Genomic DNA, 24174 nt, shown 5'->3' with positions numbered 1-24174 from the left:
CGGCGGAATCCCACAGGATTGTTGATTCATGCTTGAACAGACGCTCGATCACCTGCAGGCCCTGGTGTCCTTCGACACCCGCAACCCGCCGCGTGCGATCACCACCGGTGGCATCTTCGATTACCTGCGCGCGAACCTGCCCGGGTTCAACGTGGAAGTGATCGACCACGGCGCGGGCGCGGTCAGCCTGTACGCCGTGCGCGGGACGCCGAAGTACCTGTTCAACGTGCACCTGGACACTGTGCCGGACTCGCCGCACTGGAGTGCCGACCCGCATGTGATGCGCCGGCTGGACGACCGCGTGGTCGGCCTGGGCGTGTGTGACATCAAGGGTGCTGCTGCTGCGCTGGTGGCGGCAGTCAATGCCAGCGATGGCGATGCGGCGTTCCTGTTCTCCAGCGACGAGGAAGCCAACGACCCGCGCTGCATCGCTGCGTTCCTGGCCCGTGGCCTGCCCTATGAAGCGGTGCTGGTGGCCGAGCCGACCATGAGCGAGGCGGTGCTGGCGCACCGTGGCATCAGTTCGGTGCTGATGCAGTTCGCCGGCCGTGCCGGCCACGCGTCCGGCAAGCAGGACGCGGCGGCCAGCGCGCTGCACCAGGCCATGCGCTGGGGCAATCGCGCGCTGGACCATGTGGAATCACTGGCCTCGGCCCGCTTCGGCGGGCTGACCGGCCTGCGCTTCAACATCGGCCGTGTCGAGGGCGGGATCAAGGCCAACATGATCGCGCCAGCCGCCGAAGTGCGGTTCGGTTTCCGTCCGCTGCCGTCGATGGACATCGACGCGCTGCTGGCGACCTTTGCCGGGTTCGCCGAACCGGACGCCGCGCTGTTCACCGAAACCTTCCGTGGCCCCAGCCTGCCGGCTGGTGACATCGCCGAGGCCGAGAACCGTCGCCTGCTGGCACGCGACGTGGCCGATGCGCTGGAGCTGCCGATCGGCAACGCGGTGGACTTCTGGACCGAGGCCTCGCTGTTCTCCGCCGCCGGTTACACCACCCTGGTCTTTGGCCCGGGTGACATTGCCCAGGCCCACACCGCCGATGAGTTCGTGACGCTGGACCAGCTGCAGCGCTACACCGACGCCGTGCACCGCATCATCGCCGCCGGCGCCTGATTCTTCCCTTTCTGACGAAACCGAAATGTCTCCTGCCCTCCAGCCTCACCGCCAGACCCGCCAGACCATCGTGCGCCTGCTTTCCAGCATGGCCAGCGCGAAGGAGATCAGCCAGTACCTCAAGCGCTTTTCGCAGCTGGATGCCAAGCGCTTCGCCGTGGTCAAGGTCGGCGGCGCGGTGCTGCGCGATGATCTCGACGCGTTGACCTCCTCGCTGTCATTCCTGCAGGAAGTCGGCCTGACCCCGATCGTGCTGCACGGCGCCGGCCCGCAGTTGGATGCCGAGCTGTCTGCCGCCGGCATCGAGAAGCAGACCGTCAACGGGCTGCGCGTGACCTCGCCGGAAGCGCTGGCGATCGTGCGCCGGGTGTTCCAGCAGTCCAACCTGCGCCTGGTCGAAGCCCTGCAGCAGAACGGCGCGCGTGCCACCTCGATCACCGGTGGCGTGTTCGAGGCCGAATACCTGGACGTGGACACCTACGGCCTGGTCGGCGAGGTGAAGAAGGTCAACCTGGCGCCGATCGAGGCCAGCCTGCGCGCCGGCTCGATTCCGGTCATCACCAGCCTGGGCGAGACCGCCGGTGGCCAGATCCTCAACGTCAATGCCGATTTCGCCGCCAACGAGCTGGTGCAGGAGCTGCAGCCGTACAAGATCATCTTCCTGACCGGTACCGGCGGCCTGCTGGACGAGGCCGGCAACGTGATCGATTCGATCAACCTGTCCACCGAATACGACCACCTGATCGCGCAGCCGTGGATCCACGGTGGCATGAAGGTGAAGATCGAACAGATCAAGGATCTGCTCGATCGCCTGCCGCTGGAATCGTCGGTGTCGATCACCCGTCCAGCTGACCTGGCCAAGGAACTGTTCACCCACAAGGGCTCGGGCACGCTGGTGCGCAAGGGCGAGAAGGTGCTGCGCGCCACCGCATGGGAGCAACTGGACCTGCCGCGCCTGAAGCAGCTGATCGAATCCAGCTTCGGCCGCACCCTGGTGCCGGACTATTTCGAGAAGACCCGACTGCTGCGCGCCTACGTCAGTGAGAACTACCGTACTGCGGTGATCCTCACCGATGAAGCCGAAGGCGTGTACCTGGACAAGTTCGCCGTGCTGGACGATGCGCAGGGCGAAGGCCTGGGCCGCGCGGTCTGGAACGTGATGCTGGAAGAAACGCCGCAGCTGTTCTGGCGCTCGCGCCACGGCAATCCGATCAACCACTTCTACTACGCTGAGTCCGACGGTTGCTACAAGCAGGATCACTGGAAGGTGTTCTGGTTCGGCGCCGACGGCATCGATCGCATCAAGACCTATGTCGATCACTGCGCCCAGCGCACTCCGAGCCTGCAGGGCTGAGCGATGAGCAACCCGGCCGCCTGGAACACCGTCCCCACACTGCGCGGGCAGCACGTACTGCTGCAGCCGCTGCAGCTTGAACACGTCCCCGGCCTGCGTGCCGCGCTGGAAGGCAGCGGCCTCGATCAGCTCTGGTATACCCAGGTGCCGTCGCCGGAGCAGGCCGAGGCCTATGTGCAGGCCGCGCTGCAGGCGCAGGCCGAAGGCAAAGGGCTGCCGTTCGTGGTCCGCGATGCCGCCGGTGACATCATCGGCAGCACCCGTTTCTACGACATGGACGCCAGTGTGCCCAGGCTCAGTCTCGGCTACACCTGGTACACGCCGCGCGCACAGCGCACCGGTGCCAATACCGAAGCCAAGCTGTTGCTGCTGCAGCACGCCTTCGAAGTGCTGGGCTGCATCAGCGTGGTGCTGGAAACCAGCTGGTTCAACGCCACCTCGCGCACCGCCATCGCCCGCCTCGGCGCCAAGCAGGATGGCGTGCTGCGCAACCACAAGCGGCATGCCGATGGCACGCCGCGCGATACCGTCATCTTCTCCATCATCGACGCGGAATGGCAGGGCGTGAAGCGCCATCTGCAGTACCGCCTGGACCGTCACGCATGAACGATTCGACTTTCACCCTGGGCATCGTCGGCGCCCGTGGCCATACCGGCGCCGAGCTGATCAAGCTGGTGGCCGCACACCCGCGCCTGGAACTGGCCTTCGTGTCCTCGCGCGAGCGCGCCGGGCAGCGCCTGTCGGACCATCACCCGGAGTTCCAGGGTGATCTGCAGTACGAGAACCTGGATGCCGACGCGGTGGCCGCCAAGGGCGTGGACGCGGTGATCCTGGCCCTGCCCAATGGCCTGGCCGCACCGTTCGTGGCTGCGCTGGAAGCGGCGAAGCCGGAGACCGTCATCGTCGATCTCTCGGCCGACTACCGCTTCGACAACAGCTGGTACTACGGTCTGCCGGAGCTGACCCGCAACCGCTACAACGGCCAGAAGCACATCAGCAACCCGGGGTGCTATGCCACCGCGATGCAGCTGGCGGTGCATCCGCTGCTGGACCTGCTGGCCGGCCCGCCGCAGTGCTTCGGTGTCTCCGGTTACTCCGGCGCCGGTACCACGCCGTCGGACAAGAACAACGTCGAGCTGCTGGCCGACAACCTGATGCCGTATGCGCTGACCAACCACGTGCACGAGCGCGAGGTGTCGGTGCAGCTGGGCGTGGCCGTCGAGTTCATGCCGCACGTCGCGCCGCATTTCCGTGGCATCACGCTCACCGCCAACCTGTGGCTGAACCGCGTGCAGACCCGCGAACAGATCGTCGAGCGCTTCCAGCAGGCCTATGCCGGCGAACCGCTGATCGAGGTGGTGGATGAAGCGCCGTGGGTCAGCCGCATTGCCGGTCGTCATGGCGCCCAGGTCGGTGGCTTCACCCTGGCCCCGGGCGGCAAGCGGGTCGTCGTGGTGGCGACCCTGGACAACCTGCTGAAGGGCGCGGCCACCCAGGCCATGCAGAACCTCAACCTCGCGCTGGGCATCGACGAACTGACGTCGATCCCGCACTGAACACGCATTCCGGAGCCCCCATGGCAGACCTTCTTTGGCAGAAGCCCGGCGTCGCCGTCGACGCCCAGATCCAGACCTTCCTCGCCGGCGACGACGTGATCCTCGATCGCGAATTCTTCCTGCACGACATCGCCGCCAGCGCCGCGCATGCGCAGGGCCTGCAGCACATCGGCATCCTCAGCGCCGACGAACTGGCCGGCCTGCTGCGCGAACTGGAGGTGCTGGCGCAGGACTTCCGCGACGGTCGTTTCGTGCTGGACACGCAGTACGAAGATGGCCATTCGGCGATCGAAGCGCGGCTGACCGAGCGCCTTGGCGACGCCGGCCGCAAGATCCACACCGGCCGCAGCCGCAACGACCAGATCCTGGTCGCCACCCGCCTGTGGCTGAAGGAGAAGCTGCAGCGCGTGGCCCAGATCAGCGCCGAAGTAGCCAAGGTCGCGCTGGACCGTGCGCAGGCCGAGAAGGACCTGCCGATCCCCGGCTACACCCACATCCAGCGTGCCGTGGTGTCCTCGGCCGGCATGTGGTGGGCCGGCTGGGCCGAGGCCTTCATCGACAACGCCATCCGCGCCCGCGACACGCATGCGCTGGTGGATGCCAATCCGCTTGGCACCGCTGCCGGCTACGGCGTGAACCTGCCGCTGGACCGTGAACACACCACTGCCGCGCTGGGCTTTGCGCGCATGCAGATCTCGCCGATCTACGCGCAGCTGTCGCGCGGCAAGTTCGAACTGGCCGCGCTGGAAGCGCTGGGCGGCGCCACGCTGGACCTGCGCCGCATCGCCTGGGACCTGTCGCTGTTCACCAGCGCCGAATTCGGCTTCGTCGCATTGCCGGCGCAGTACACCACCGGTAGTTCGATCATGCCCAACAAGCGCAATCCGGACGTGATCGAGCTGATGCGCGCGACCCACGCCAGCGTCGCCGCCGCGCGGACCGAGATCGAGCAGCTGCTGTCGCTGCCGTCGGGCTATCACCGCGACCTGCAGTCGTCCAAGGGCGCCATCTTCCACGGCTTCGGCCGCGGCCTGTCGGCGCTGGAACTGCTGCCGGCGCTGCTGGCCAACCTGGAATGGCGCGACGACAAGGTTCGCGCGGCGATCGACTCGGGCATGTACGCCACCGATGTGGCGGTGGAAGCGGCGGTGGCCGGCGTGCCGTTCCGCGAAGCCTACAAGGCCGCGGCGGCAGGCGCCGATAGTGCAGGGCAGGGCCGCACGCCGGAAGGCAGCCTGGCTGCACGCGTGTCGCCGGGCTCGGCCGCCGACCTGCGCCTGGATGAGCTGCGCGCGCGCTGGCAGGCGCTGGCCTGATGGCGGGCACCGTCTACCTGATACTGGCCATGCGCCGGCCCGATTTCAACGCCGCCGCCGTGCAGCCGCACCGTGACTTCCTCGATGCGCTGCAGGCGCAGGGCAAGCTGCAGCTGACCGGTGGCTTCGCCGACGGCAGCGGTGGCGCCTACGTGCTGTGCAACGTCGAGAGCCTGGCGCAGGCGCAGGCCATCGTCGCCACCGATCCGCTGGTGACGATGCAGGCCTCCGACCTGACCGTGCACGAATGGACTACCCGCTGAGGCCCTGACCGATGACCCTGCACGCCGCCGCAGTCGCCTCGCCGTTCCCGGAACAGGCGTTGCCGCCCTGGCGGCGCGCGGTGCTGAAAGTCGGCAGCAGCCTGCTGGCCGCCGATGGCGGCGGCCTGTCGCCACGCCACGCGCTGGGTCTGGCCCAGTTCGTCTCGGCCAACGTGCTGGCCGGGCGCGAGGTGGTGATCGTGTCTTCCGGCGCGGTTGCGGCGGGGCGCGCGATCCTGCCACGGGCCGACGAGCCGGGCGCGGCAATGGCTGCACGCCAGGCGTTGGCGGCGCTGGGCCAGGCCCAGCTGATCGGCCTCTGGCAGCGCTTCTTCGAACGCCCTGTGGCGCAGGTGCTGTTGACCCACGACGACCTGCGCAACCGTCGCCGCTACCTCAACGCGCGCGCCACGCTCAACGAACTGCTGCGGTTGGGCGCGCTGCCGGTGGTCAACGAGAACGACACGGTGTCGGTGGACGAACTCAAGCTCGGCGACAACGACAACCTGGCGGCGACCGTGGCCGCGCTGGTCGATGCCGATGCGCTGTTCATCGCCACCGACATCGACGGTCTGTACAGCGCCGACCCACGCACGGTGGCTGATGCACACCCGCTGGCCGACGTGCCCGAGCTGGATGAAACGGTGCTGGCCATGGCCGGTGGCGCCGGTTCGCGTGCCGGCACCGGTGGCATGCGCACCAAGCTGGAGGCGGCAGCCAAAGCCGGCCGCCTCGGCATCGAGACCTACCTGTTCAATGGCCGCAGCGGTGACGTGGTGCGCGCACTGGCGCAGGATCGCCTGCATGGCACCCGCATCCACGCCGCGCGCAGCCGCGAGGCGGCCCGCAAGCACTGGTTGAGGCATGCGCCGCTGGCCGAGGGCGCGATCATGATCGATGCTGGTGCGGCACAGGCGATGCGCGAGAAGGGCGCTTCGCTGTTGCCCGGTGGCATTACCGGCGCGGACGGCGCGTTCCGCCGTGGCGACATGGTGCAGGTGTGCTGGGACGCACCGCAGGGGCGGGTCTGCATCGCGCGTGGGGTCAGCCAGTATGCAGCCGATGACGTGCGCCGCATCGCCGGCCGTCATTCGCGTGATATCCAGGCCCTGCTCGGCTACAACTACGGCGGCAGCGTTGTCCATCGTGACGACCTGGTACTGCCATGACCGGATTGAAGGACATCCCGATGAGCGGAATCGAAGCGCAGGCGCGTGCCTGCCGTGACGCGGCCCAGGTGGTCGCCGGCCTCGATAGTGCGGCGCGCCGTTCGCTGCTGCTGGCGATGGCGCAGGCACTGGAAGTGAATGCCGGGCTGATCCTGGCCGGCAATGCGCGCGACCTTGCCGCTGCGCGCGAGAAGGGCGTGGGCGCTGCCATGCTCGATCGCCTGGCATTGGACCCGCCGCGCCTGTTCGCGATGGCCGAAGCCGTGCGCGAAGTGGCCGGGCTGCCGGACCCGGTCGGCCAGGTGACCCGTGACGACGTGCGCCCGAACGGCATCCGCGTGCAGAAGGTGCGGGTGCCGCTGGGCGTGATCGCGATGATCTACGAGGCACGCCCGAACGTGACCGCCGAAGCCGCCGCCCTGTGCCTGAAGGCCGGCAATGGCGTGATCCTGCGCGGCGGTTCCGAGGCGATCCATTCCAACACCGCCATCGCCCGCGCGCTGGCCGGTGCCTTGCAGGCCAACGGCGTACCGCCGGCGGCGGTGACCGTGCTGACCGATCTGCGCCGTGAAGCGATGCTGGAACTGCTGCAGTTGCATGAGCTGATCGACCTGGCCATTCCGCGTGGCGGCGAAGGCCTGATCCGCTTCGTTGCCGAGCATGCGCGAGTGCCGGTGATCAAGCACTACAAGGGCGTGTGCCATCTGTTCGTGGACGCCAGTGCAGACCTGGACAAGGCCATCGATCTGCTGCTGGATGGCAAGTGCAGCCGCCCAGCTGCCTGCAATTCACTGGAGACGCTGCTGGTGCACGGCGACGTGGCCGCTGCATTCCTGCCGCGCGTGGCACGGGCGCTGGGCGAGCGCGGTGTGCAGCTGCGTGCGGACGGGCGTGCCCAGCCGCAGTTGCCGGGCAGCCGCGCCGCTACCGACGAGGATTACGCCGCCGAGTTCCTCGACCTGGTGCTGGCGGTACGCGTGGTCGACGATCTTGATGCGGCCATTGCCCACATCCGCCGCTATACCTCCGACCACACCGAAGTGATTGCCACCGAGGACAGCGGCAACGCCGAGCGCTTCGTCAACGCGCTGCGCTCGGCGGTGGTGATGGTCAATGCCTCCTCGCGCTTTTCCGACGGCGGCCAGCTCGGCCTGGGCAGCGAGATCGGCATTTCCACCACGCGCCTGCATGCCTATGGCCCGATGGGCCTGGAAGCGCTCACCGTCGAGCGTTTCGTCGTGCGCGGCGAAGGGCAGACGCGCAAGTAGATCCACGCCATGCGTGGATGCTCCTCGTGGCGGACATCGGTGCCGACCAAGGTCGGCACCCACCGGAGAGAATGCCGACCAAGGTCGGCATCTACCAAGGCAGGTGCCCCCCAGGTCGGCGCCTGACGGGCAGCGGGGTTACACCACCTCGCGGCGGATGCCGACCGGCCGTGCATGCTCATCCATGTGCAGCGTGGCGGCCTTGCATCCCATCAGGCGTTCGGCCAGGCCGGTGCTGGCGCCCAGATCGGCCGCCACCTCGTTGAGGCTGGCCAGCGGGCGTGGCAGGCGCCGGTCGTGGCCGCGGAAGCGTGCACGGTTGTACTCGGCCCAGCCGATCAGCAGCACGCTGGCGCACAGCAGCATCAGCGGCAACGCGACCAGCACGTACGGATCGAGCTGGTTCTGCCGCTCATACAGCTGCTGCCACGCCAGCTGGCCGCCAATCAGCCACGACAGCAGGGTTACCAGCGGTGCCCACAGGTAGAAGTAGAAGCCCCAGAATGCCAGGGTGACGAATCCCCAGGCCGTGCGTTGGAAGCGCGGCTGGCGGTGCGGCTTGCGGATCGTCCGCGAGTCGAAGCGGTTGGATGGGCGTTGTGCGTTCATCGGATTCCCCGGTCAGGGCTGGTCCAGGTGGCGCGCTTGCGGCGACGGCGCAGCAGCGTCTTCGGCAGCGCCACCAGGGTGGTGGAAAGGCTGATCAGCCAGTACGCCATCGGGTACCAGATGACCCAGAAATAGTTGCGTCCAATCTGTGTTTCGTAGCGCCGGTCGATGATCAGGCTGCTTGCGAACTGCAGCAGGCAGACCAGCGCCAGGATCACGCCATGCCATTCCGGCAACAGGCTGACGATGTGCAGCTGCGGGGGCAGCTCGATGAACTTTCCCAATGCCCACAGCAGCACGATGAACAGCATGGTGTAGGCCCACACCACGCTCAGCACATATTCCAGCAGCACCCCCCACATGCGCCGCTCCTTCCAGCGCAGCAGCGACCGCGCATGCCGCAGCATCACTTCCACGCCGCCCTGTGCCCAGCGCAGCCGCTGCCGCCACAGGCCCTTCAATGTTTCCGGCATCAGGATGAAGCACAGCGCGTTGGGCTCGTAGCGGATGTCCCAGTGCGCGCGTTGCAGGCGCCAGCTGATGTCGATGTCCTCGGTGACCATGTCATCCGACCACCAGCCGACCTGGTGCAGGGCCGTGCGACGGAAGCCGGCGATCACCCCGGAGATGGTGAAGATGCGCCCGTACACGCGCTGTGCGCGCTTGATCATGCCGATGATCGATGAGAACTCGGCCACCTGCAGGCGGCCGAGCAGGGTCGAACGGTTGCGGATGCGAGGATTGCCGGTCACTGCACCGACCCGGCTGCCACTGACTAGGTGCCAGACCATCCAGTGCAACGCGTGCTCTTCCAGCATCGCGTCGCCGTCGATGCACACCAGGTATTCCGAGCGCGCCGCCAGCGCTCCCATGCGCAGTGCGTTGGCCTTGCCGAGATTGCGGTCCAGGTGCAGCACGCGCAGCCGTGGATGCCGTGCGGCCAGAGCATCCAGCCGTGCGCCGGTGTCGTCGCTGCTGCCGTCGTCGATGGCGATCACCTCATAATCGGCCGGATAACGCTGTGCAAGCGCCGCGCCGAGCGTGTCGTCCAGGTTCTCCGATTCGTTGTGGCAGGGGATCAGCAGGGTCGCGAACGGAGGATCGACCATCAGGGGCGGATCGTTGCGCGGGCGTGAGTGGCGCTCGCGCCGGAAGTAGTAGTACAGCCCGCCGGACATCCAGAAGAACGCCATCACCATCGGGTAGTAGAAGGCGAACTGGAACAGGATCAGCAGCATGGGATGCATGTCCATGTCACTTCTCCGGGTACGGGAAGTTGCCGGCGGACATCGCCGCACGGGCATCGTGGGTGGAGGGCTGGTCGGCGATGAAATCATCCGGGTACCAGGCGAAGTGGTGCACGCCCTGCGCCTGCAGCTGGCGGATCTGCGCGCGCAGGCGCTCGGCGGGAATCGGCTGGCCGTTGTTCCAGTCGACGGTCTGCAGCTCGAACAGGGTGTGCTGCAGCTGGGGGTCGTGGCTGCGTACGGCGGCCAGCAGCTGGTCCAGCCAGCGCTCCGGGTGCTTGCTGCCTTCCATCCACGGCATTGCCATCAGCGCAGTCTGGTCGTAGGCCTTGTTGAACAGGTCCAGGCGTTGCGCGAACCAGGCTTCGCTCTGCGGGCGCAGTACGGGCTCTGCATACAGGTTGCGCACCGTTGCCAGCTTCGGTCGCCAGCGCTGGGCACTGTCACGCAGGGCCAGGGTGAAGTCGATCAGCGCCTGGGTGCGCGCGCTGCCACCGTCGCCGGAGGACAGTGCGGGCAGTTCGGTGTCGCGCAGGTAACCATCGTCATGGAACAGCAGGCCTTCAAAATACGAATTGACGGCCAGGTCCTCGTAGATGTCGAGCATGATCCGGCGTGCCTTCGGGTTGGTGAAATCCAACCGGTACATGCCGTCGGCATCACCATTGCGGATCGCCAGCGCCTTGCGCTGTACCGGGTCGGGCAGTTCGAAGCCGAGCACCGGCAGCCATGCGTAGACCTTCACCCCGGCGCGCGATTTCAGTTGCCACGCGACGCGGCTGAACAGGTCCGCGCGCATCGGCATGTGGCGGTTGGGGAAGTACAGCGCATCGGCGGTGTTGTTGCCGTCCGGATCGGCGAACGCCTGCAGGTAGACGTGGGTCGGCGCGATACGCTTGACCCGCTCGATCAATGCATCGAGATTGCGCGCCTGCTGTGCCGGGTCGGGGTCATACACATCGTCCAGGTCGATCTGCAGCGCGCGGATGCCATCCAGCGCGACGTCGCGGCGCAGTTCGTAGGCCAGGCCCTCCACGGTCGGATTGTCACTGACCAGGAAGCGCGCCAGTCCGTGCAGGTCGCTGGCCACCGGTGTGCTGCGGCCTTCCAGATCGAATGAAACCGGCATGCCCAGCTGCTCGGCGATGTCGTTGCTCAGCTGGTTGTAGGCGGCATACGGCCAGACAATGGCCCGTGGGCGTGCGCCCAGGTGCTGCTCGATACGCTGCACGCTGCGCGAGAGGTCGGCACGCAGGCGTTGTTCGTACTGGGCTTCGCTTTCGTAGCTGTGGGTGGCCGGGCTGTAGACGCGGGTCACCACCGCCGGCGTGGAGTTGCCCTGTGGATTGGCGAGCACGCCGTGATGCAGGTCATCGGTGTGGCTGGCCACTTCGATCAGGCCACTGTCATGCATCTGTTTCAGCTGTGCCCAGGTGACGAAGTCGTCATGCCCGAACGGGCGGTAGCCATAGTCGATGGTGCGTCCCGGCGCCATGTCCACGTAGTCGGTGATCACCGCCACCAGCGCCGGATAGCGGTAGGCCTGGAGCAGGGGGAAGGCCTTGTCATAGACACTGCGCAGGCCGTCGTCGAAGGTCAGCAGCACTGGCTTGGGCGGCAGCTTGGCGCGGCCCTGCGAGGCCTCGATCACCTGCGACAGCGAGACCGGGTGGTAGCCGTGTGCGCCCAGCCAGTCCAGGTGCGCGGCGAAGTTCTGCGTGCTCACCGCATAGGTATCGGCATCGCCCTTGGCGGCCACCTGGTCGCGGATGTCGTGGTAGCTGAGGATCAGCAGGCCATTGTCGATCGCATCGAGATGCAGGGCCTGCTGGGCGAAGGCCGGCGGTGCAACGGCCAGCAACAGCAGCACGATCAGTCGCAGGATGCGGGCCATGTCAGTCTCCCCAGCGCAGTGCGGCTTCGAAGCCGATATGGCGCTCGCGACGGCCGTCGTAGACCGGTCGCGACCAGCGCACGCCGTAGTCGAACACGCGGCCCGGACCCAGCTGCCATTCGTGCATGTACGACACCGACGGCACCAGCGCACTGCCGAAGCCATCCTGCCAGTAGTCGCCCAGCGAGACCGTCAGCCGGTGCCGGAAGTGGCGCTCGTAGTGCCGCCACAGCTGCTGGTCGATACGCAGTCCGATCTCGACCATGCGGTCGCGCTTCGGGTTGAAATAGGGCACGTCGTCGCGGCTGCCGCGACTGGCATACGCACTTGCCAGGCCATCGATCAGCCAGCGTGGGCGCGTCAGCAGCCGTTGTTCGAGGCCGGTACTGACCAGCTCGCGATGGTTGCCATCGTCGTAGCGGAAGCGGCTGGCGCCGAACATCCAGTGGGTGAGTTCGCTGCGCCGGTAGTCCACCTGCACGCTTACGCTGTCGGCAGTGATACCGGCCACGCGGGCCTGCATCGAGGCTTCCGGATCATTGCGCGCGGCTACCAGCCCGGCGTGCCAGTAATCATTGAACTGCCAGCCGACGCCTACGCGCAGGCCGGTGTCGCCGATGTGGTCGTTGGCGCGCAGTGCCGCGGCTTCCGCATCCAGCCGGCCGAAGCGGTAGCGCACGCCAGCCCCGAGCCAGAGCGGGTCGATGCGCTGGTCCTGGAAGTCGATCGAGCGGCGGTCGGCGAAGGCGAACAACCGCCAGCGGTCATCCAGCATCGGCGATTCGACTTCAACGCCGTAATGGCGATCGTTGTTGCCCAGTGGCGACGTGCCGCCGCCGCCCGAGCTGCGGCCGATGTCGGTCCATGCCTTCAGCTGCCAGCCGCGATGCGCGCGCCACGCCTGGTCCATGCGCTCGACCGCGGGTTGGGTGGGATAGCGCGCGATCAGATCGTCGTGCAGCGGCCGTGCCAGGTCATCACGCTGCAGGGCGACGTAGGCTTCTTCCATGCCCAGGCGGGCTTCGATGTCACGCGGGTCCAGCGCATGTGCCATCTGCTGCCGCTGCAGCGCCCGGCGTGGCCAGCCGCGCATCATGTACACGCTGCCCAGCGCACTCTGCAGGCCACCGTTGCCGGGTGCGATGTCGACCATCGATTCCAGGTCGTGCTGTGCGGTGCGCAGGTCGCCACTGTAGGCGCGCACCATCGCCAGGTTCAGGTCGGCCTCGTAGCGTGACCAGTTCGGGTACGGTGATTTGCCATTGCTCCAGCGCCATGCCGGCTCCTTGTCGCGCCAGGCCTGCAGCAGGTCGATCGCCTTTTCCTGCTGTTCGCTTTCCAGGTAGGCATAGGCCAGCTCCGAATGCGAGGCGTCGCGGGTCGGGTCGCCGGCCACCGCCGCCTGCAGCACCGGAATGGCTTCCTGCGGATGCAGGGTACCCATCAGCGAATCACCCACGGCGGGAAGCACGTAGTCGGGCAGGGTGTGGCCTTCGGCCTGCAGCGCCCGTGCTTCCTCGCGCACCTGCGCGTGCCGGCCCAGGCGGTTGAGCAGGATCAGCCGGTCCATGCGGATGCGCAGCGGCGCCTGCGCCGGCGGCGTGCCTTCGCCCCCGAGATAGCGCTGCATGCGGGCCAGGGTCGATTCGGCCTCTTCCAGGCGGCTGTCTTCGCTGCTGCTGTAAGCCAGGCTCCAGACCACCAGCTTGGCCAGGTAGTCCCCTTCCAGGCGCTGCTTCTGTGCAGCATCGAACAGCTGCGGGCGCTGCTGGTAGAGCGCCCAGGCCCGCCAGGCGTTGCCGATGTCGCCCAGGGTCAGTACGCGCAGCTTGAACAGCAGATCGTCGTTGGGCTGCTGCTGGCTGGCGCGTTCGATCGCACCCAGCGCATCCAGCCAGCGGGCCTGGTCGCGGTAGCGGCCGATCTCGGCCAGCGCCGCCTCGCGGTCGGGCGGGGCAGCGCTGCTGGCCCAGGCCAGCGCGGTGCAGGCAAGGCCGACGCAGAGCGCCAGCCGGCGGTGGACAACCATTGGGGACCCCCTTGGCTTCCGAACCAGACAACCTGTAAAAGTGTGACGCACATCACATGCCAGCTTTTGGCGTGGCCGTGGCCCGCGTCACTCCCTTCGTGCATGCCGCCCAGCAAGGACGGGTACAACCCGGACAGCGACCTGCAATGTCTTGTCTGAAACGAAAGTCCCCCGCACACCGAGTGGTGTTCCGGGCGGCGGTGCCGCCCCCATGCCCGATGCCGGCACGCGGCAAGGATGGGCATTCGTGGGCACTATCCGCCGGGAATTGTCAGTCCGGCGTCAAGATGCGCGTGAAGGCTGCCCGCCTGTGGTCGGGGCCGGCAGGCGGCCCCGCAGCATCACCAGAGGTCTTCCAGTTTGCGCGGCTTGCAGGCCACCCAGGACGCGCACAGCATCAGGGTGGCGCAGCCGAACAGGAAGCTGAACGGGAGGGTCCAGCCATCGCTGACGGTGTGCAGCCAGCCGACCAGGAACGGCCCCAGGCAGCTGAAGCTGTAGCCCACGCCCTGCATGAAGCCGGACAGCGCCGCCGAACCGGTGGGGGTGCGGGTGCGCAGATTGATCAGGGTCAGCGCCAGCGGGAAGGTGGACGGGCCGACGCCGAGCAGGCAGGCCCACAGCAGCGGGGCCTTCATCGGTGCCAGCAGCAGGCCGGTGAAGGCAATCACGAATGCGAAGAAGCCGATCAGCACCAGCGGGAACGGGTTCTGCAGGCGCACCGCCATCGACGGAATCACCAGCGAGGGCAGCAGGCCCAGGGCCGAGAACACCGCCACCATCACGCCACCGAAGGCGGGCGTGCCACCGGCCTCGACCACGATGCGCGGCAGCCAGGTGAACATCGAATAGGTCATCAGCGAGGTCATGCCGAACATCAGCGTCATGCTCCAGCCCAGCGAGGTACGCCAGACCTTGCCATGCGGCTGCGCGGTCGGATCGGTGGCATCGGCCTGCGGCTTCGGCGCGCGCGTGGCCAGCACCAGCCAGGGCAGCGCAGCGGCCAGCGCCAGCAGTGCCCACATCCCCAGCGACACCCGCCAGCCCGCGGCGTTGGCCACCGGCACCGCCAGCAGCGCCGGCAGCATCGTGCCCAGCTGCAGCACGCTGATGTAGAGCGTGCTCATGGTGCCGACCTTGTTGGCGAAGTAGCGCTTCACCAGCGGCGGCACCACCACGTTGCCGATGCCCATGCCGGCCAGTGCCAGCACCGAGCCGAACAACAGCGTGCCGACATTGCCGGCGCTGGAGCGCAGCAGCAGGCCGGCCATCGCCATCACCATCGCCAGCAGCGTGGTGCGCTCCAGGCCCAGGCGTCGTGCCAGTGCAGGCGTGGCCACGCCGAACAGGGCGAACGAGGCGGTCGGCAGCATGCCCAGCACACCGGTCATGGTGGTGCCGAAGCCGAACTGCTGGCCGAGCACGTCCAGCAGCGGCGTGATCGAGGTGACGGCAGTGCGCAGGTTGATCGCGGCCAGCAGGATCGCGGCGAACGCGAGGACGCGACCGTGCAGCAGCGACGGCGAATCGGAAGGGGAGGAACTCATCGGTGGTCCTTGCAGGTGTCGCATGCCGGAGCAATGGCATGCAGCGCCGGCATCGGTCTACGCCGAAGCGGCAGGTGGGGGAGAGGGCAGCGGTCAGACCGGCAGCGCGGCCATTGTACGTGCGCGGCCCGGCAAGGTCCCGTCATGCGGTGGCCTGGCGCTGGATACAAAAAAACCCGGAGGACAGTGATGTCTTCCAGGCTTCTTGGTGACCACCGAAGTGGTCGGGGAGACAGGATTCGAACCTGCGACCTCTACGTCCCGAACGTAGCGCTCTACCAGACTGAGCTACACCCCGAAGGGAGCCGCCTATTCTAGCGATTCACCCCGATGGCGGCAAGGGGTGAATGCTGTTTTCTTCACACTGCCGAAGCAGTGCCACTTCAGGGAACAAAAAAGCCTGGACGACTTCACCAGGCTTCAATGCGACCACAAGAGTGGTCGGGGAGACAGGATTCGAACCTGCGACCTCTACGTCCCGAACGTAGCGCTCTACCAGACTGAGCTACACCCCGAAGGAGCCGCCTAAGATACCGTGTGAAGGCCAAGGCGGCAAGGTTTTTTTACGGCTCAGTGACGATTTTCCTTGTCGATGCGGTTCTGCTCGCGGGCTTCGAACCACATGCCGTTGAGGATGGCCACCGTCGAGGCGAGGCCGGCACCGAGAATCCAGGCGAAATACCACATGTTCAATCTCCTTCAATCCGGGTAGGTGCCGACCGTTGGTCGGCACACGTGCAAGCGATCAGTACGCGTTCGGGTTGTTGCCCATCTCTTCGCTGGTGGTCTTGCCCTTCAGCACGCGGTACACCCAGGTGGTGTAGGCGAGGATGATCGGCAGGAACACCGCCGTAGCCAGCAGCATGATCCACAGGGTCAGGTGGCTGGACGAGGCATCCCACACGGTGAGGCTGGAGGTGGGCTGGCTCGAGGACGGCAGCAGGAACGGGAAGATCGCAAAGCCGACGGTCAGGATGATGCCGGCGATCGCCGCACCCGAGGCGATGAAGGCCAGGCCGCCACGACGGGCACGCAGCAGGACCGCGCTGGCCAGCAGGCCGGCCAGGCCGAGCAGCGGGGCCAGGATCGTGGCCGGCATCGCACTGTAGTTGCGCATCCAGCCACCGGCGGCGCCCAGTTCGGCGGTCTTCAGCAGCGGATTGGTGGCGCCATCGGTGACAACCTGCGAGGTGATCTGGTAACCCGGCAGGCCGAAGGCCACCCAGGCGCCGCCGACCGCGAACAGCACGAAGGCGATGATTGCCGCGATGCTGCCGAAGCGGGCGGCACGTTCGGCCACCGGGCCGTCGGTCTTGATCACCAGCATGGCGGCACCGTGCGCGACCAGCATCGACACGCTGAGCAGGCCGGCCAGCAGCGCGAAGGGCATCAGCAGGCCGAAGAACGAGCCTGTGTAGAAGATGCGCATGCTGTCATCGAAGTGGAACGGCACGCCCAGCACCACGTTGCCCACCGCCACGCCCATGATCAGCGCCGGGATGAAGCCGCCGATGAACAGCGCCCAGTCCCAGGTGTTGCGCCAGCGTTCGCTGGGCATCTTGCTGCGGAACTTGAAACCGACCGGACGCAGGATCAGCGCGAACAGGATCACGAACATCGCCAGGTAGAACCCGGAGAAGCTGACCGCATACAGCGGCGGCCAGGCGGCGAAGATCGCACCGCCACCGAGCACCAGCCAGACCTGGTTGCCTTCCCAGACCGGGCCGATGGTGTTGATCACCAGCCGGCGCTCGGCATCGTTGCGGGCGACGAAGGGCAGCAGCGTGCCCACGCCCAGGTCGAAACCATCCATCACGGCAAAGCCGATCAGCAGGATGCCGAGCAGCAGCCACCAGATCACGCGCAGCGTGGTGTAGTCCAGAAGAATGAAATCCATCGTGGTTCTCCTGCCTCAGGCCTGGCCGGCGGCGGGCGCCGAGGCATTGTGGGAAGCATGCGGCTGGGGCGACTGCAGCGACGGCAGCACCTCGTCCGGACCCTTGCGGATCGCCTTGAGCATCAGCTTGATCTCGACCACGATCAGCGCGGTGTAGATCGCGGTGAAGCCGGCCAGGGTCAGCACGATTTCGTGCAGGGCCAGGCCCGATGCCGCATAGAAGGTCGGCAGCACGCCATCAACCGCCCAAGGCTGGCGACCGTACTCGGCCACGAACCAGCCACACTCGATCGCGATCCACGGCGCCGGCAGCGTCCACAAGGCCACCTTCAGGAACCAGCGCTTGTCCTGGAAGTTGTTGCGGCACGAGTAGTAGAAGGCCAGCGCGAAGAAGGCGATCAGGTAGAAGCCGAGCCCGGCCATCACGCGGAAGGTCCAGAACAGCGGCATCACGCGCGGCACGGTATCCATCGCCGCCTGCGAGATTTCCTGCGGGGTGGCGTTGAGGATGTCATCGCGGTAGCGCTTGAGCAGCAGGCCGTGGCCCAGGTCCTGCCAGTGGCGGTCGAACATCTCGCGCGCTTCCACGTCGTTCTTGTTGGCGCGCAGGCGTTCCAGCGCACCGTAGGCCAGCTGCCCGCCACGCACGCGGTGCTCGGCACGCTCGACCAGTTCCAGGATGCCTGGAATCGGCTGGTTCAACGAACGGGTGGCGATCAGGCCCATCAGGTACGGGATCTTCACCGCGTAATCGTTCTGGTGGGTCGCCTGGTTCGGAATGCCGAAGGCGGTGAAGTCGGCCGGCGCACGCTCGGTTTCCCACATCGCTTCGATCGCGGCCAGCTTCATCTTCTGGTGTTCGCTGGCGGCGTAACCGCTCTCGTCACCCAGCACCACCACCGACAGCGAGGACAGCAGGCCGAACGCTGCGGCCACCGCGAACGAACGACGGGCCAGGTCCTTGTGCTTGTTGCGCAGCAGGAACAGGGCGCTGATCGCCATCACGAACACCGCACCGGTCACGTAACCGGCGCTGACGGTGTGCACGAACTTGGCCTGTGCCACCGGGTTGAACACCACCGCCATGAAGTCAACGACCTCCATGCGCATGGTTTCCGGATTGAACACCGCACCGGTCGGGTTCTGCATCCAGCCGTTGGCGATCAGGATCCAGATCGCCGACAGGTTGGTGCCCAGCGCCATCAGCCAGGTCACCATCAGGTGCTTGACCTTGCTCAGGCGGTTCCAGCCGAAGAAGAACAGGCCGACGAAGGTGGCTTCCAGGAAGAACGCCATCAGGCCTTCGATGGCCAGCGGCGCACCGAAGATGTCACCCACGTAGTGGCTGTAGTAGGACCAGTTCATGCCGAACTGGAATTCCATCACGATGCCGGTGGCGACGCCCATGGCGAAGTTGATGCCGAACAGGACGCCCCAGAACAGGGTCATCCTGCGCCAGATCTCCTTGCCGGTCATCACGTACACGCTCTCCATGATGGCCACCATGAAGGACAGGCCGAGGGTGAGCGGTACGAATAGGAAGTGGTACATCGCGGTCAGCGCGAATTGCAGCCGCGACAGTTCTACGACTGTCTGATCAATCATGGCCTGGCTACCTCGTTGGATAGTGCCGTTGCAGGTGGCGGGAAGGGTGGTCTACGACGTGAATGATGTGACCGACTACTTCAAACAGCCTTGATCCAGATCAATGTATGAACAGGTGACCCGGTTGATCGTATGCCAACCTGATGAAGACTGCGACTGCCGGCCGCAGGGGCCGGCTATTGCCTGCGCCTACAATGCCGTGTCTCCCCCGCTGCCCGTGAAGACCTCTTGAGCGCTGCCGAAACAACCCCCGACGGCCTTTCCCAGGAAGCCGAAACGACCCGCCAGCGGCGCGCCCGCACTGCATGGCTGGCCGATCTGGCGCGGCCCGCCCGGGGCCGCCAGCGGCTGGCGGCGCTGTGCATCAGCCTGTCCGGGGCGCTGCTGATCGGCCAGGCCGCCGCCATTGCCTGGCTGGTGCAGCAGGTGCTGGTGGAGCGCGCGCCGCTGGCGTCGGGCCTGCCGGTGCTGGGCGGACTGGCGCTGATCCTGGTGCTGCGCACGCTGCTGGGCAGCGCCACCCAGGCCGCGGCCGGCGATGTGGCCGATGCTGCGCGGCTGGCGCTGCGCGAGCGTGTGTTCGCGCGCTTGCTCGGCCACGGTCCGCTGTGGTTGCGCCAGCGCCGCACCGGCGAGCTGGGCGAACTGGTGCTGCATCACGGTGATGCGATCGAGAATTATTACAGCGGCTTCCTGCCGGTACGCACCGAGGTGGTGGTGGTGCCGCTGCTGATCCTGGCCGCAGTGGCCTGGGTCGACTGGGTGGTGGCGCTGATCCTGTTGTTCACCGCGCCGCTGGTGCCGTTCTTCATGATGCTGGTCGGGTGGGGCGCTGAAGCGGCCGGTCGCGCCCAGCTGGGGGAACTGGCGCGGATGAGCGGCCACTTCGCCGATCGCATCAAGGGCCTGGGCCTGCTGCGCCTGTACGGCCGTGGCGAAGCCGAACTGGCTGGCGTGGAGGCCGCTGCCGAAGGTGTGCGCCTGCGCACGCTGAAGGTGCTGCGGATCGCGTTCCTGTCATCCACGGTGCTGGAATTCTTCGCCTCGGTGAGCGTGGCGATGGTTGCGCTGTACCTGGGCCTGAGCTATCTCGGCATGATGTCGTTGCATGCAGCGGCGCCGACGCTGGGCGCGGGCCTGTTCTGCCTGCTGCTGGCGCCGGAGTTCTACGCCCCGCTGCGACGGTTGGCCGCGCACTACCACGACCGCGCCAACGCCCTGGCGGCGGCCGCAGAAGTGGAGCGCCTGCTGCAGTCGCTGCCCGACGAACAGGGCCTGCTCGACAACGAGGGCACCGCGCTGGTGGTGGAGCCGGCCGAGGCTGCCTTGCCGCCGCTGCGCGCGCAGGGACTGGTGCTGCGTCCGCTGGGCGCACCGCACGATGTGCTGCAGGATCTGGATGTACTGCTGGAGCCGGGCCAGCGGCTGGCCCTGGTGGGCCCCAGCGGGTCTGGCAAGAGCACGCTGCTGGAAGCGCTGGCCGGCTGGTTGCCGCCACGCGCCGGCAAGCTGCAGCTGCGCCCCGGCGTGCAGGTGGCCTATGCCAGTCAGCGCCCCTACCTGTTCCACGGCAGCATTGCCGACAACCTGCGGCTGGCCGACCCCGGCGCCAGTGATGCACGGCTGCGCGCGGTGGCCGAGGCGGCGCAGGTGCTGCAGTTCGCGCAACGACTGCCGCACGGGCTGGACACGATGATCGGCGAGCGCGGCTTCGGCCTGTCCGGCGGTGAAGCGCGCCGCATCGGCCTGGCGCGCCTGCTGCTGCGCGACCCGCAGGTGCTGCTGCTGGATGAGCCGACCGCCTTCCTCGATGCCGATACCGAAGCCGCGCTGCTGCGCAGCCTGGCCGCGTATGCGCGGGGCCGCAGCGTGGTGGTCGCCACCCACAGCCCAGCGGTGATCGCGTGGGCTGATCGTTGCCTGCTGTTGCCGGAAGGCCGCCTGGTCGAGCCGGCACAGGCGGTGCGCGCATGAGCCGGTCACCCGATTCACTGCGTGCAGTGTTCCTGCGTCATCGGCCGCGCCTGCTGCTGACGATGCTGCTGCTGTGGACCACGATGCTGGCTGGTACCGCACTGCTGGGCCTGTCCGGTGGCTTCCTCACCGCGGCCGCGCTGGCCGGTGCGGCCGGGTTGGGCCAGGGTTTCAATTTCTTCTCGCCCTCGGCCGGCATCCGTGGCCTGACCATGGCACGCATCGTGTCGCGCTATTTCGAGAAACTGGTCGGCCACGACGCCACCCTGCGCATTGCCCGCGACCTGCGCGTGTGGTTCTTCCGCCGCGCGCTGCCACTGGCGCCGGCACGTTTGGGGGCCACGCGTACCGGCGACCTGCTGGCACGCCTGCTCGGTGACATCGGTGAGGTGGATGGCCTGCTGGTGCGTGCCATAGGGCCCTTGGTGGCGCTGGGTGCGTTGTCGCTGGTCGCGGTGGTTTCAGCGGCGCTGATCCTGCCGTCGGCGGCCGTGCTGCTGGCGGTGCTGGCGTTGCTGATCGCCGTCGGTGTGCCGTGGCTGGGCGTGCGGGGCCGCGACAACGAAGAGGCCGATCGTGCCGCGCATCGCGCCGCGTTGCGCACCGCTGCATTCGAAGGACTGGAAGGGGCTGGGGATCTGGCCGCGCTGCATGCCGATGCGGCGTGGCAGTTGAAGGTGCGGGTAGCGGCCAAACAGTTGGCCTCGCGCGACCGTCGTCGGCGTTGGCGCCTGATTGCGGCCTCGACCCTGCACGGGTTGGTGGCCGGACTCGGGCTGGTGGCGATGCTGGCGCTGGCCCTGCACGCCGCCGAACAGCAGCGCATCGCGCCGGAAATGGCCGCCGGCCTGGTGTTCCTCACCGTGGCGTTGATCGAGTTGTGGGCGGGCATGGGCCTGGCCTGGCAGTCGCTGCAGTCCGGGCGCATCGCCGCCGATCGCTTGCAGGCCATCGTCGAGCAATCGCCAACGGTGGAGGATCCGTCGACGCCGCACGCCGTACCACAGGCGGCACGCGTGCATTGGGATGACGTGCACTTCCAGTGGCCGGGCGCGGCACGGCCGGTACTGTCCGGCCTGCAGCTGACCCTGGCACCGGGCGAGCGCATCGCGATCCGCGGCGACAGCGGCAGCGGCAAGACCACCTTGTCCAGCCTGCTGCTGCGGCTGTGGGATCCGCAGCAGGGGCGAATCACCTACGGCGGCCGCGACCTGCGCGATTTCGCCCAGGCCGAGTGGCATCGGCAACTGGCGTGGCTGCCGCAGAACGCGCCGGTGTTTGCCGGCACGGTGGCCGAGAACCTGCGATTGGGTGATCCCGACGCCAGCGACGTCGAGCTGTGGGCAGTACTACGTCGGGTACGCCTGGCCGAATGGGCCGAGCGCAATGGCGGCCTGCAGGCCTGGGTCGGTGAGAACGGTGCGACGATGTCGGCCGGGCAGGCGCGGCGACTGGCGCTGGCGCGCGCGCTGTTGCGCAATGCGCCGATCCTGTTGCTGGACGAACCGACCGAAGGGCTGGACGTGGATACCGCACGCGCGCTGCTGCAGGACCTGTCCGGGCTGCTGGACGGTCGCAGCCTGTTGATGATCACCCATGATGATCTGCCCGACGGCGTGGTCGATGCGCAGTACCGGTTGCGTGATGGGGTGTTGGAGCGCGAAGCGTGAAAACATCCCGGGAGTGCCGGCCGCTGGCCGGCAACGTCATGGCGTTTCACACGGATACGTGATTGCCGGCCAGCGGCCGGCACTACCGATTGCGAGCGTTACCGCGAGAATTCGCGCAGCATCACTGCAATCGAGGCCACGTTGGCCAGCACGCACAGCCAGAACACCCACTGGAACGCGGCCTTGCGGTGCTTGTGGCGGAACAGGGCCTGGCCCAGCAGCGCGCCTGGCCAGCCCCCGGCGAAGGCCAGCAGCTGCAGGGTGCGCTCGGGAATCCGCCATTGCTTTCGCTGCGCCGCACGCTTGTCATGGCCATACAGCCCGAACGACACCACGCTGGCCAGCAGGCACCAGCCACCCAGCCACAGCGGCAGCACGCCGCTGACCATCAGCGCGATCAGCGCGCCGAAGGCGGCGAGCCCGAGATTGCGCCGCCAGGCCACTTACAGCGCGTCGAGGAAGCCGCGCACGGCCGGGCCGAAGCGCTCGAAATCAACAAGGAACGCATCGTGGCCCTGCGGCGACTCCAGGCCGACGAAGCGCGCATCGGCACCGCCGGCACGCAGGCCGTCGGCGACCTGTTGCTGCTGCTGCACCGGGAACAGGATGTCGGTGTTGGCGCCGATCGCCAGCGCCTTTTCCACCCGGATCTTCGCCAGGCCGGCCAGCACATCGCCATCGGCGTACTCGGCCAGATCGAACCAGTCCATCGAGCGGCTCAGGTACAGGTAGCAGTTCGGATCGAAGAAGCGCACGAAGCGCCGCGCGTGGCCTTCCAGGTAACTTTCCACCTGGAATTCGAGGCCGAACGGATCATCGTCGGCCTGGTCCGAATCCAGCCGCACGCGGCCGAAGCGACCATCCCATTCCAATGCCGAGCGATAGGTGATGACGCCCAGCTTGCGCGCCATGCGCATGCCGGACTCGGGGTACTCGGCATCGTCGTAGTGGCCAGCGTTCCAGCGCGGGTCGAGCCGGATCGCCTCGCGCTGCAGCGAGCGGATCGCGATCGAGAACGGCAATGCCTGCGCGCTGCCGGAGATGTTGACATGGCTGCGCGCGATGCCCGGGTGCAGCATCAGCACCGCCAGCGCGGTCATGCCGCCCATCGAGTTGCCGACCACGCAGGCCAGCTGCGCGATGCCCAGCGCGCGCACCACCTCGATGGCAGCGCGCGCGCCGTCCTCGATCGACAGCTCGGGGAAATCGAGGCGGTAGGGTTCACCGGTTGCGGGGTTGAGCGAGGCAGGACCGGTCGAGCCCTTGCAGCTGCCCAGCGAGTTCACGCACACCACGAACCAGCGATCGGTATCGATCGGCTTGCCGGGCCCGACCATCGCCTCCCACCAGCCAGGTGCCGGGTTGGCATCGTTGGCCGCGGCATGCGCGTCGGGTGACAGGCCGGTGACGATCAGGATCGCATTGCTGGCATCGGCGGCCAGCGTTCCCCAGGTTTCGTAGGCCACGCGTGCGCCATGCAGTGCGCCACCGCGCTTGAACGGGAAGGGCGAGGGCAGAGCGTGGAAGCGGGTGCCGGGCGGGATGAATTCGGTCATGCAGGCATTCTAGCGGGGCCGCATGTGGAGCTGGCGACACGCTGGTTTCCATCGGTGGGCGCGCGCGGTAGTGCCGGCCGCTGGCCGGCAACCATGCGGGCGC

Annotated in this window: 20 protein-coding genes and 2 tRNA genes; 10 read left to right on the top strand and 12 right to left on the bottom strand. The window is 67.4% G+C overall.

Annotated features, from left to right (window positions below):
• The first annotated feature begins 28 nt into the window (after window positions 1-28).
• The 8 genes from N440_RS11515 to N440_RS11480 are packed head-to-tail and all read left to right on the top strand — an operon-like array spanning window position 29 to window position 8043.
• Complete coding sequence (locus N440_RS11515) at window positions 29-1117, top strand: acetylornithine deacetylase (RefSeq protein ID WP_133935151.1); 1089 nt, start codon at window positions 29-31, stop codon at window positions 1115-1117.
• 25 nt (window positions 1118-1142) lie between these two features.
• Window positions 1143-2471 (top strand): acetylglutamate kinase, encoded by a 1329-nt coding sequence (locus tag N440_RS11510; RefSeq protein ID WP_006457088.1) that lies wholly within the window; start codon window positions 1143-1145, stop codon window positions 2469-2471.
• Window positions 2472-2474: 3 nt separating this feature from the next.
• Window positions 2475-3077 (top strand): GNAT family N-acetyltransferase, encoded by a 603-nt coding sequence (locus N440_RS11505; protein WP_049458280.1) that lies wholly within the window; start codon window positions 2475-2477, stop codon window positions 3075-3077.
• Window positions 3074-4027: an N-acetyl-gamma-glutamyl-phosphate reductase gene (gene argC, locus N440_RS11500; protein ID WP_133935150.1), complete on the top strand. Its 954-nt coding sequence runs from the start codon at window positions 3074-3076 to the stop codon at window positions 4025-4027. The genes N440_RS11505 and argC overlap by 4 nt, the downstream gene beginning before the upstream one ends.
• 20 nt (window positions 4028-4047) lie before the next feature.
• Window positions 4048-5343, top strand: coding sequence for an argininosuccinate lyase (gene argH / locus N440_RS11495; RefSeq protein WP_049458282.1), 1296 nt, complete (start codon window positions 4048-4050; stop codon window positions 5341-5343).
• Complete coding sequence (locus N440_RS11490) at window positions 5343-5606, top strand: YciI family protein (protein ID WP_133935149.1); 264 nt, start codon at window positions 5343-5345, stop codon at window positions 5604-5606. Before argH ends, N440_RS11490 begins: the two co-directional genes overlap by 1 nt.
• Window positions 5607-5617: 11 nt before the next feature.
• The gene (gene proB, locus N440_RS11485; protein ID WP_133935148.1) at window positions 5618-6775 is read left to right on the top strand and encodes a glutamate 5-kinase; all 1158 of its coding nucleotides are present in this window, start codon (window positions 5618-5620) and stop codon (window positions 6773-6775) included.
• Window positions 6772-8043 carry a glutamate-5-semialdehyde dehydrogenase gene (locus tag N440_RS11480; protein ID WP_133935147.1) on the top strand — a complete coding sequence of 424 codons (1272 nt, stop codon included), beginning with the start codon at window positions 6772-6774 and terminating at the stop codon, window positions 8041-8043. The genes proB and N440_RS11480 overlap by 4 nt, the downstream gene beginning before the upstream one ends.
• Before the next feature lie 138 nt (window positions 8044-8181).
• Here N440_RS11480 and pgaD read toward each other — a convergent pair whose 3' ends face one another.
• From pgaD to N440_RS11430, 10 genes are all read right to left on the bottom strand, one after another.
• On the bottom strand, window positions 8182-8652 hold the full coding sequence (gene pgaD, locus N440_RS11475) for a poly-beta-1,6-N-acetyl-D-glucosamine biosynthesis protein PgaD (RefSeq protein ID WP_049458286.1): 471 nt from the start codon (window positions 8650-8652) through the stop codon (window positions 8182-8184).
• Window positions 8649-9905, bottom strand: a complete 1257-nt coding sequence (gene pgaC, locus N440_RS11470; protein ID WP_133935146.1) for a poly-beta-1,6-N-acetyl-D-glucosamine synthase — start codon at window positions 9903-9905, stop codon at window positions 8649-8651. The genes pgaD and pgaC overlap by 4 nt, the downstream gene beginning before the upstream one ends.
• Window position 9906: 1 nt before the next feature.
• A complete protein-coding gene (gene pgaB, locus N440_RS11465; RefSeq protein ID WP_133935145.1) occupies window positions 9907-11793 on the bottom strand; it encodes a poly-beta-1,6-N-acetyl-D-glucosamine N-deacetylase PgaB in 1887 nt (628 codons plus the stop codon).
• A 1-nt stretch (window position 11794) separates the two neighbouring features.
• Window positions 11795-13822, bottom strand: a complete 2028-nt coding sequence (gene pgaA, locus N440_RS11460; protein WP_133935144.1) for a poly-beta-1,6 N-acetyl-D-glucosamine export porin PgaA — start codon at window positions 13820-13822, stop codon at window positions 11795-11797.
• A gap of 341 nt (window positions 13823-14163) precedes the next feature.
• Window positions 14164-15369, bottom strand: coding sequence for an MFS transporter (locus N440_RS11455; RefSeq protein ID WP_049458290.1), 1206 nt, complete (start codon window positions 15367-15369; stop codon window positions 14164-14166).
• A gap of 221 nt (window positions 15370-15590) precedes the next feature.
• A tRNA-Pro gene (locus N440_RS11450) sits at window positions 15591-15667 on the bottom strand.
• A 140-nt stretch (window positions 15668-15807) separates the two neighbouring features.
• A tRNA-Pro gene (locus N440_RS11445) sits at window positions 15808-15884 on the bottom strand.
• Between the two features lie 55 nt (window positions 15885-15939).
• A complete protein-coding gene (gene cydX / locus N440_RS11440; RefSeq protein WP_006457009.1) occupies window positions 15940-16056 on the bottom strand; it encodes a cytochrome bd-I oxidase subunit CydX in 117 nt (38 codons plus the stop codon).
• A 58-nt stretch (window positions 16057-16114) separates the two neighbouring features.
• Window positions 16115-17266 carry a cytochrome d ubiquinol oxidase subunit II gene (gene cydB, locus N440_RS11435; RefSeq protein WP_006457007.1) on the bottom strand — a complete coding sequence of 384 codons (1152 nt, stop codon included), beginning with the start codon at window positions 17264-17266 and terminating at the stop codon, window positions 16115-16117.
• 15 nt (window positions 17267-17281) lie between these two features.
• Window positions 17282-18871: a cytochrome ubiquinol oxidase subunit I gene (locus N440_RS11430; protein WP_049456021.1), complete on the bottom strand. Its 1590-nt coding sequence runs from the start codon at window positions 18869-18871 to the stop codon at window positions 17282-17284.
• 228 nt (window positions 18872-19099) lie between these two features.
• On the opposite strand from N440_RS11430, the gene cydD reads away from it, so the two are divergent.
• A complete protein-coding gene (gene cydD, locus N440_RS11425; protein WP_133935143.1) occupies window positions 19100-20845 on the top strand; it encodes a thiol reductant ABC exporter subunit CydD in 1746 nt (581 codons plus the stop codon).
• A complete protein-coding gene (gene cydC / locus N440_RS11420) occupies window positions 20842-22515 on the top strand; it encodes a thiol reductant ABC exporter subunit CydC (RefSeq protein WP_133935142.1) in 1674 nt (557 codons plus the stop codon). Before cydD ends, cydC begins: the two co-directional genes overlap by 4 nt.
• Before the next feature lie 98 nt (window positions 22516-22613).
• Here the strand turns inward: cydC and N440_RS11415 are convergent, their stop codons facing one another.
• Together N440_RS11415 and N440_RS11410 are read right to left on the bottom strand one after the other, a co-directional pair.
• Window positions 22614-22958: a DUF1294 domain-containing protein gene (locus N440_RS11415; protein ID WP_049456024.1), complete on the bottom strand. Its 345-nt coding sequence runs from the start codon at window positions 22956-22958 to the stop codon at window positions 22614-22616.
• Window positions 22959-24071: a homoserine O-acetyltransferase gene (locus N440_RS11410; RefSeq protein WP_133935141.1), complete on the bottom strand. Its 1113-nt coding sequence runs from the start codon at window positions 24069-24071 to the stop codon at window positions 22959-22961.
• Window positions 24072-24174 lie beyond the last annotated feature (103 nt).

Origin of the sequence: Stenotrophomonas sp. CC22-02 (assembly GCF_004365115.1) — a bacterium.
Classification (GTDB): domain Bacteria; phylum Pseudomonadota; class Gammaproteobacteria; order Xanthomonadales; family Xanthomonadaceae; genus Stenotrophomonas; species Stenotrophomonas forensis.
The sequence above is the reverse complement of the archived record's forward strand: the minus strand, read 5'-3'. Positions and strand labels throughout refer to the sequence as shown.

What these genes read in the sequence shown, in the direction of transcription:
- N440_RS11515 (WP_133935151.1), top strand. Translation starts at nt 29, where the DNA reads ATGCTTGAACAGACGCTCGATCACCTGCAGGCCCTGGTGTCCTTCGAC.
- N440_RS11510 (WP_006457088.1), top strand. Translation starts at nt 1,143, where the DNA reads ATGTCTCCTGCCCTCCAGCCTCACCGCCAGACCCGCCAGACCATCGTG.
- N440_RS11505 (WP_049458280.1), top strand. Translation starts at nt 2,475, where the DNA reads ATGAGCAACCCGGCCGCCTGGAACACCGTCCCCACACTGCGCGGGCAG.
- argC (WP_133935150.1), top strand. Translation starts at nt 3,074, where the DNA reads ATGAACGATTCGACTTTCACCCTGGGCATCGTCGGCGCCCGTGGCCAT.
- argH (WP_049458282.1), top strand. Translation starts at nt 4,048, where the DNA reads ATGGCAGACCTTCTTTGGCAGAAGCCCGGCGTCGCCGTCGACGCCCAG.
- N440_RS11490 (WP_133935149.1), top strand. Translation starts at nt 5,343, where the DNA reads ATGGCGGGCACCGTCTACCTGATACTGGCCATGCGCCGGCCCGATTTC.
- proB (WP_133935148.1), top strand. Translation starts at nt 5,618, where the DNA reads ATGACCCTGCACGCCGCCGCAGTCGCCTCGCCGTTCCCGGAACAGGCG.
- N440_RS11480 (WP_133935147.1), top strand. Translation starts at nt 6,772, where the DNA reads ATGACCGGATTGAAGGACATCCCGATGAGCGGAATCGAAGCGCAGGCG.
- pgaD (WP_049458286.1), bottom strand. Translation starts at nt 8,652, where the DNA reads ATGAACGCACAACGCCCATCCAACCGCTTCGACTCGCGGACGATCCGC.
- pgaC (WP_133935146.1), bottom strand. Translation starts at nt 9,905, where the DNA reads ATGGACATGCATCCCATGCTGCTGATCCTGTTCCAGTTCGCCTTCTAC.
- pgaB (WP_133935145.1), bottom strand. Translation starts at nt 11,793, where the DNA reads ATGGCCCGCATCCTGCGACTGATCGTGCTGCTGTTGCTGGCCGTTGCA.
- pgaA (WP_133935144.1), bottom strand. Translation starts at nt 13,822, where the DNA reads ATGGTTGTCCACCGCCGGCTGGCGCTCTGCGTCGGCCTTGCCTGCACC.
- N440_RS11455 (WP_049458290.1), bottom strand. Translation starts at nt 15,369, where the DNA reads ATGAGTTCCTCCCCTTCCGATTCGCCGTCGCTGCTGCACGGTCGCGTC.
- cydX (WP_006457009.1), bottom strand. Translation starts at nt 16,056, where the DNA reads ATGTGGTATTTCGCCTGGATTCTCGGTGCCGGCCTCGCCTCGACGGTG.
- cydB (WP_006457007.1), bottom strand. Translation starts at nt 17,266, where the DNA reads ATGGATTTCATTCTTCTGGACTACACCACGCTGCGCGTGATCTGGTGG.
- N440_RS11430 (WP_049456021.1), bottom strand. Translation starts at nt 18,871, where the DNA reads ATGATTGATCAGACAGTCGTAGAACTGTCGCGGCTGCAATTCGCGCTG.
- cydC (WP_133935142.1), top strand. Translation starts at nt 20,842, where the DNA reads ATGAGCCGGTCACCCGATTCACTGCGTGCAGTGTTCCTGCGTCATCGG.
- N440_RS11410 (WP_133935141.1), bottom strand. Translation starts at nt 24,071, where the DNA reads ATGACCGAATTCATCCCGCCCGGCACCCGCTTCCACGCTCTGCCCTCG.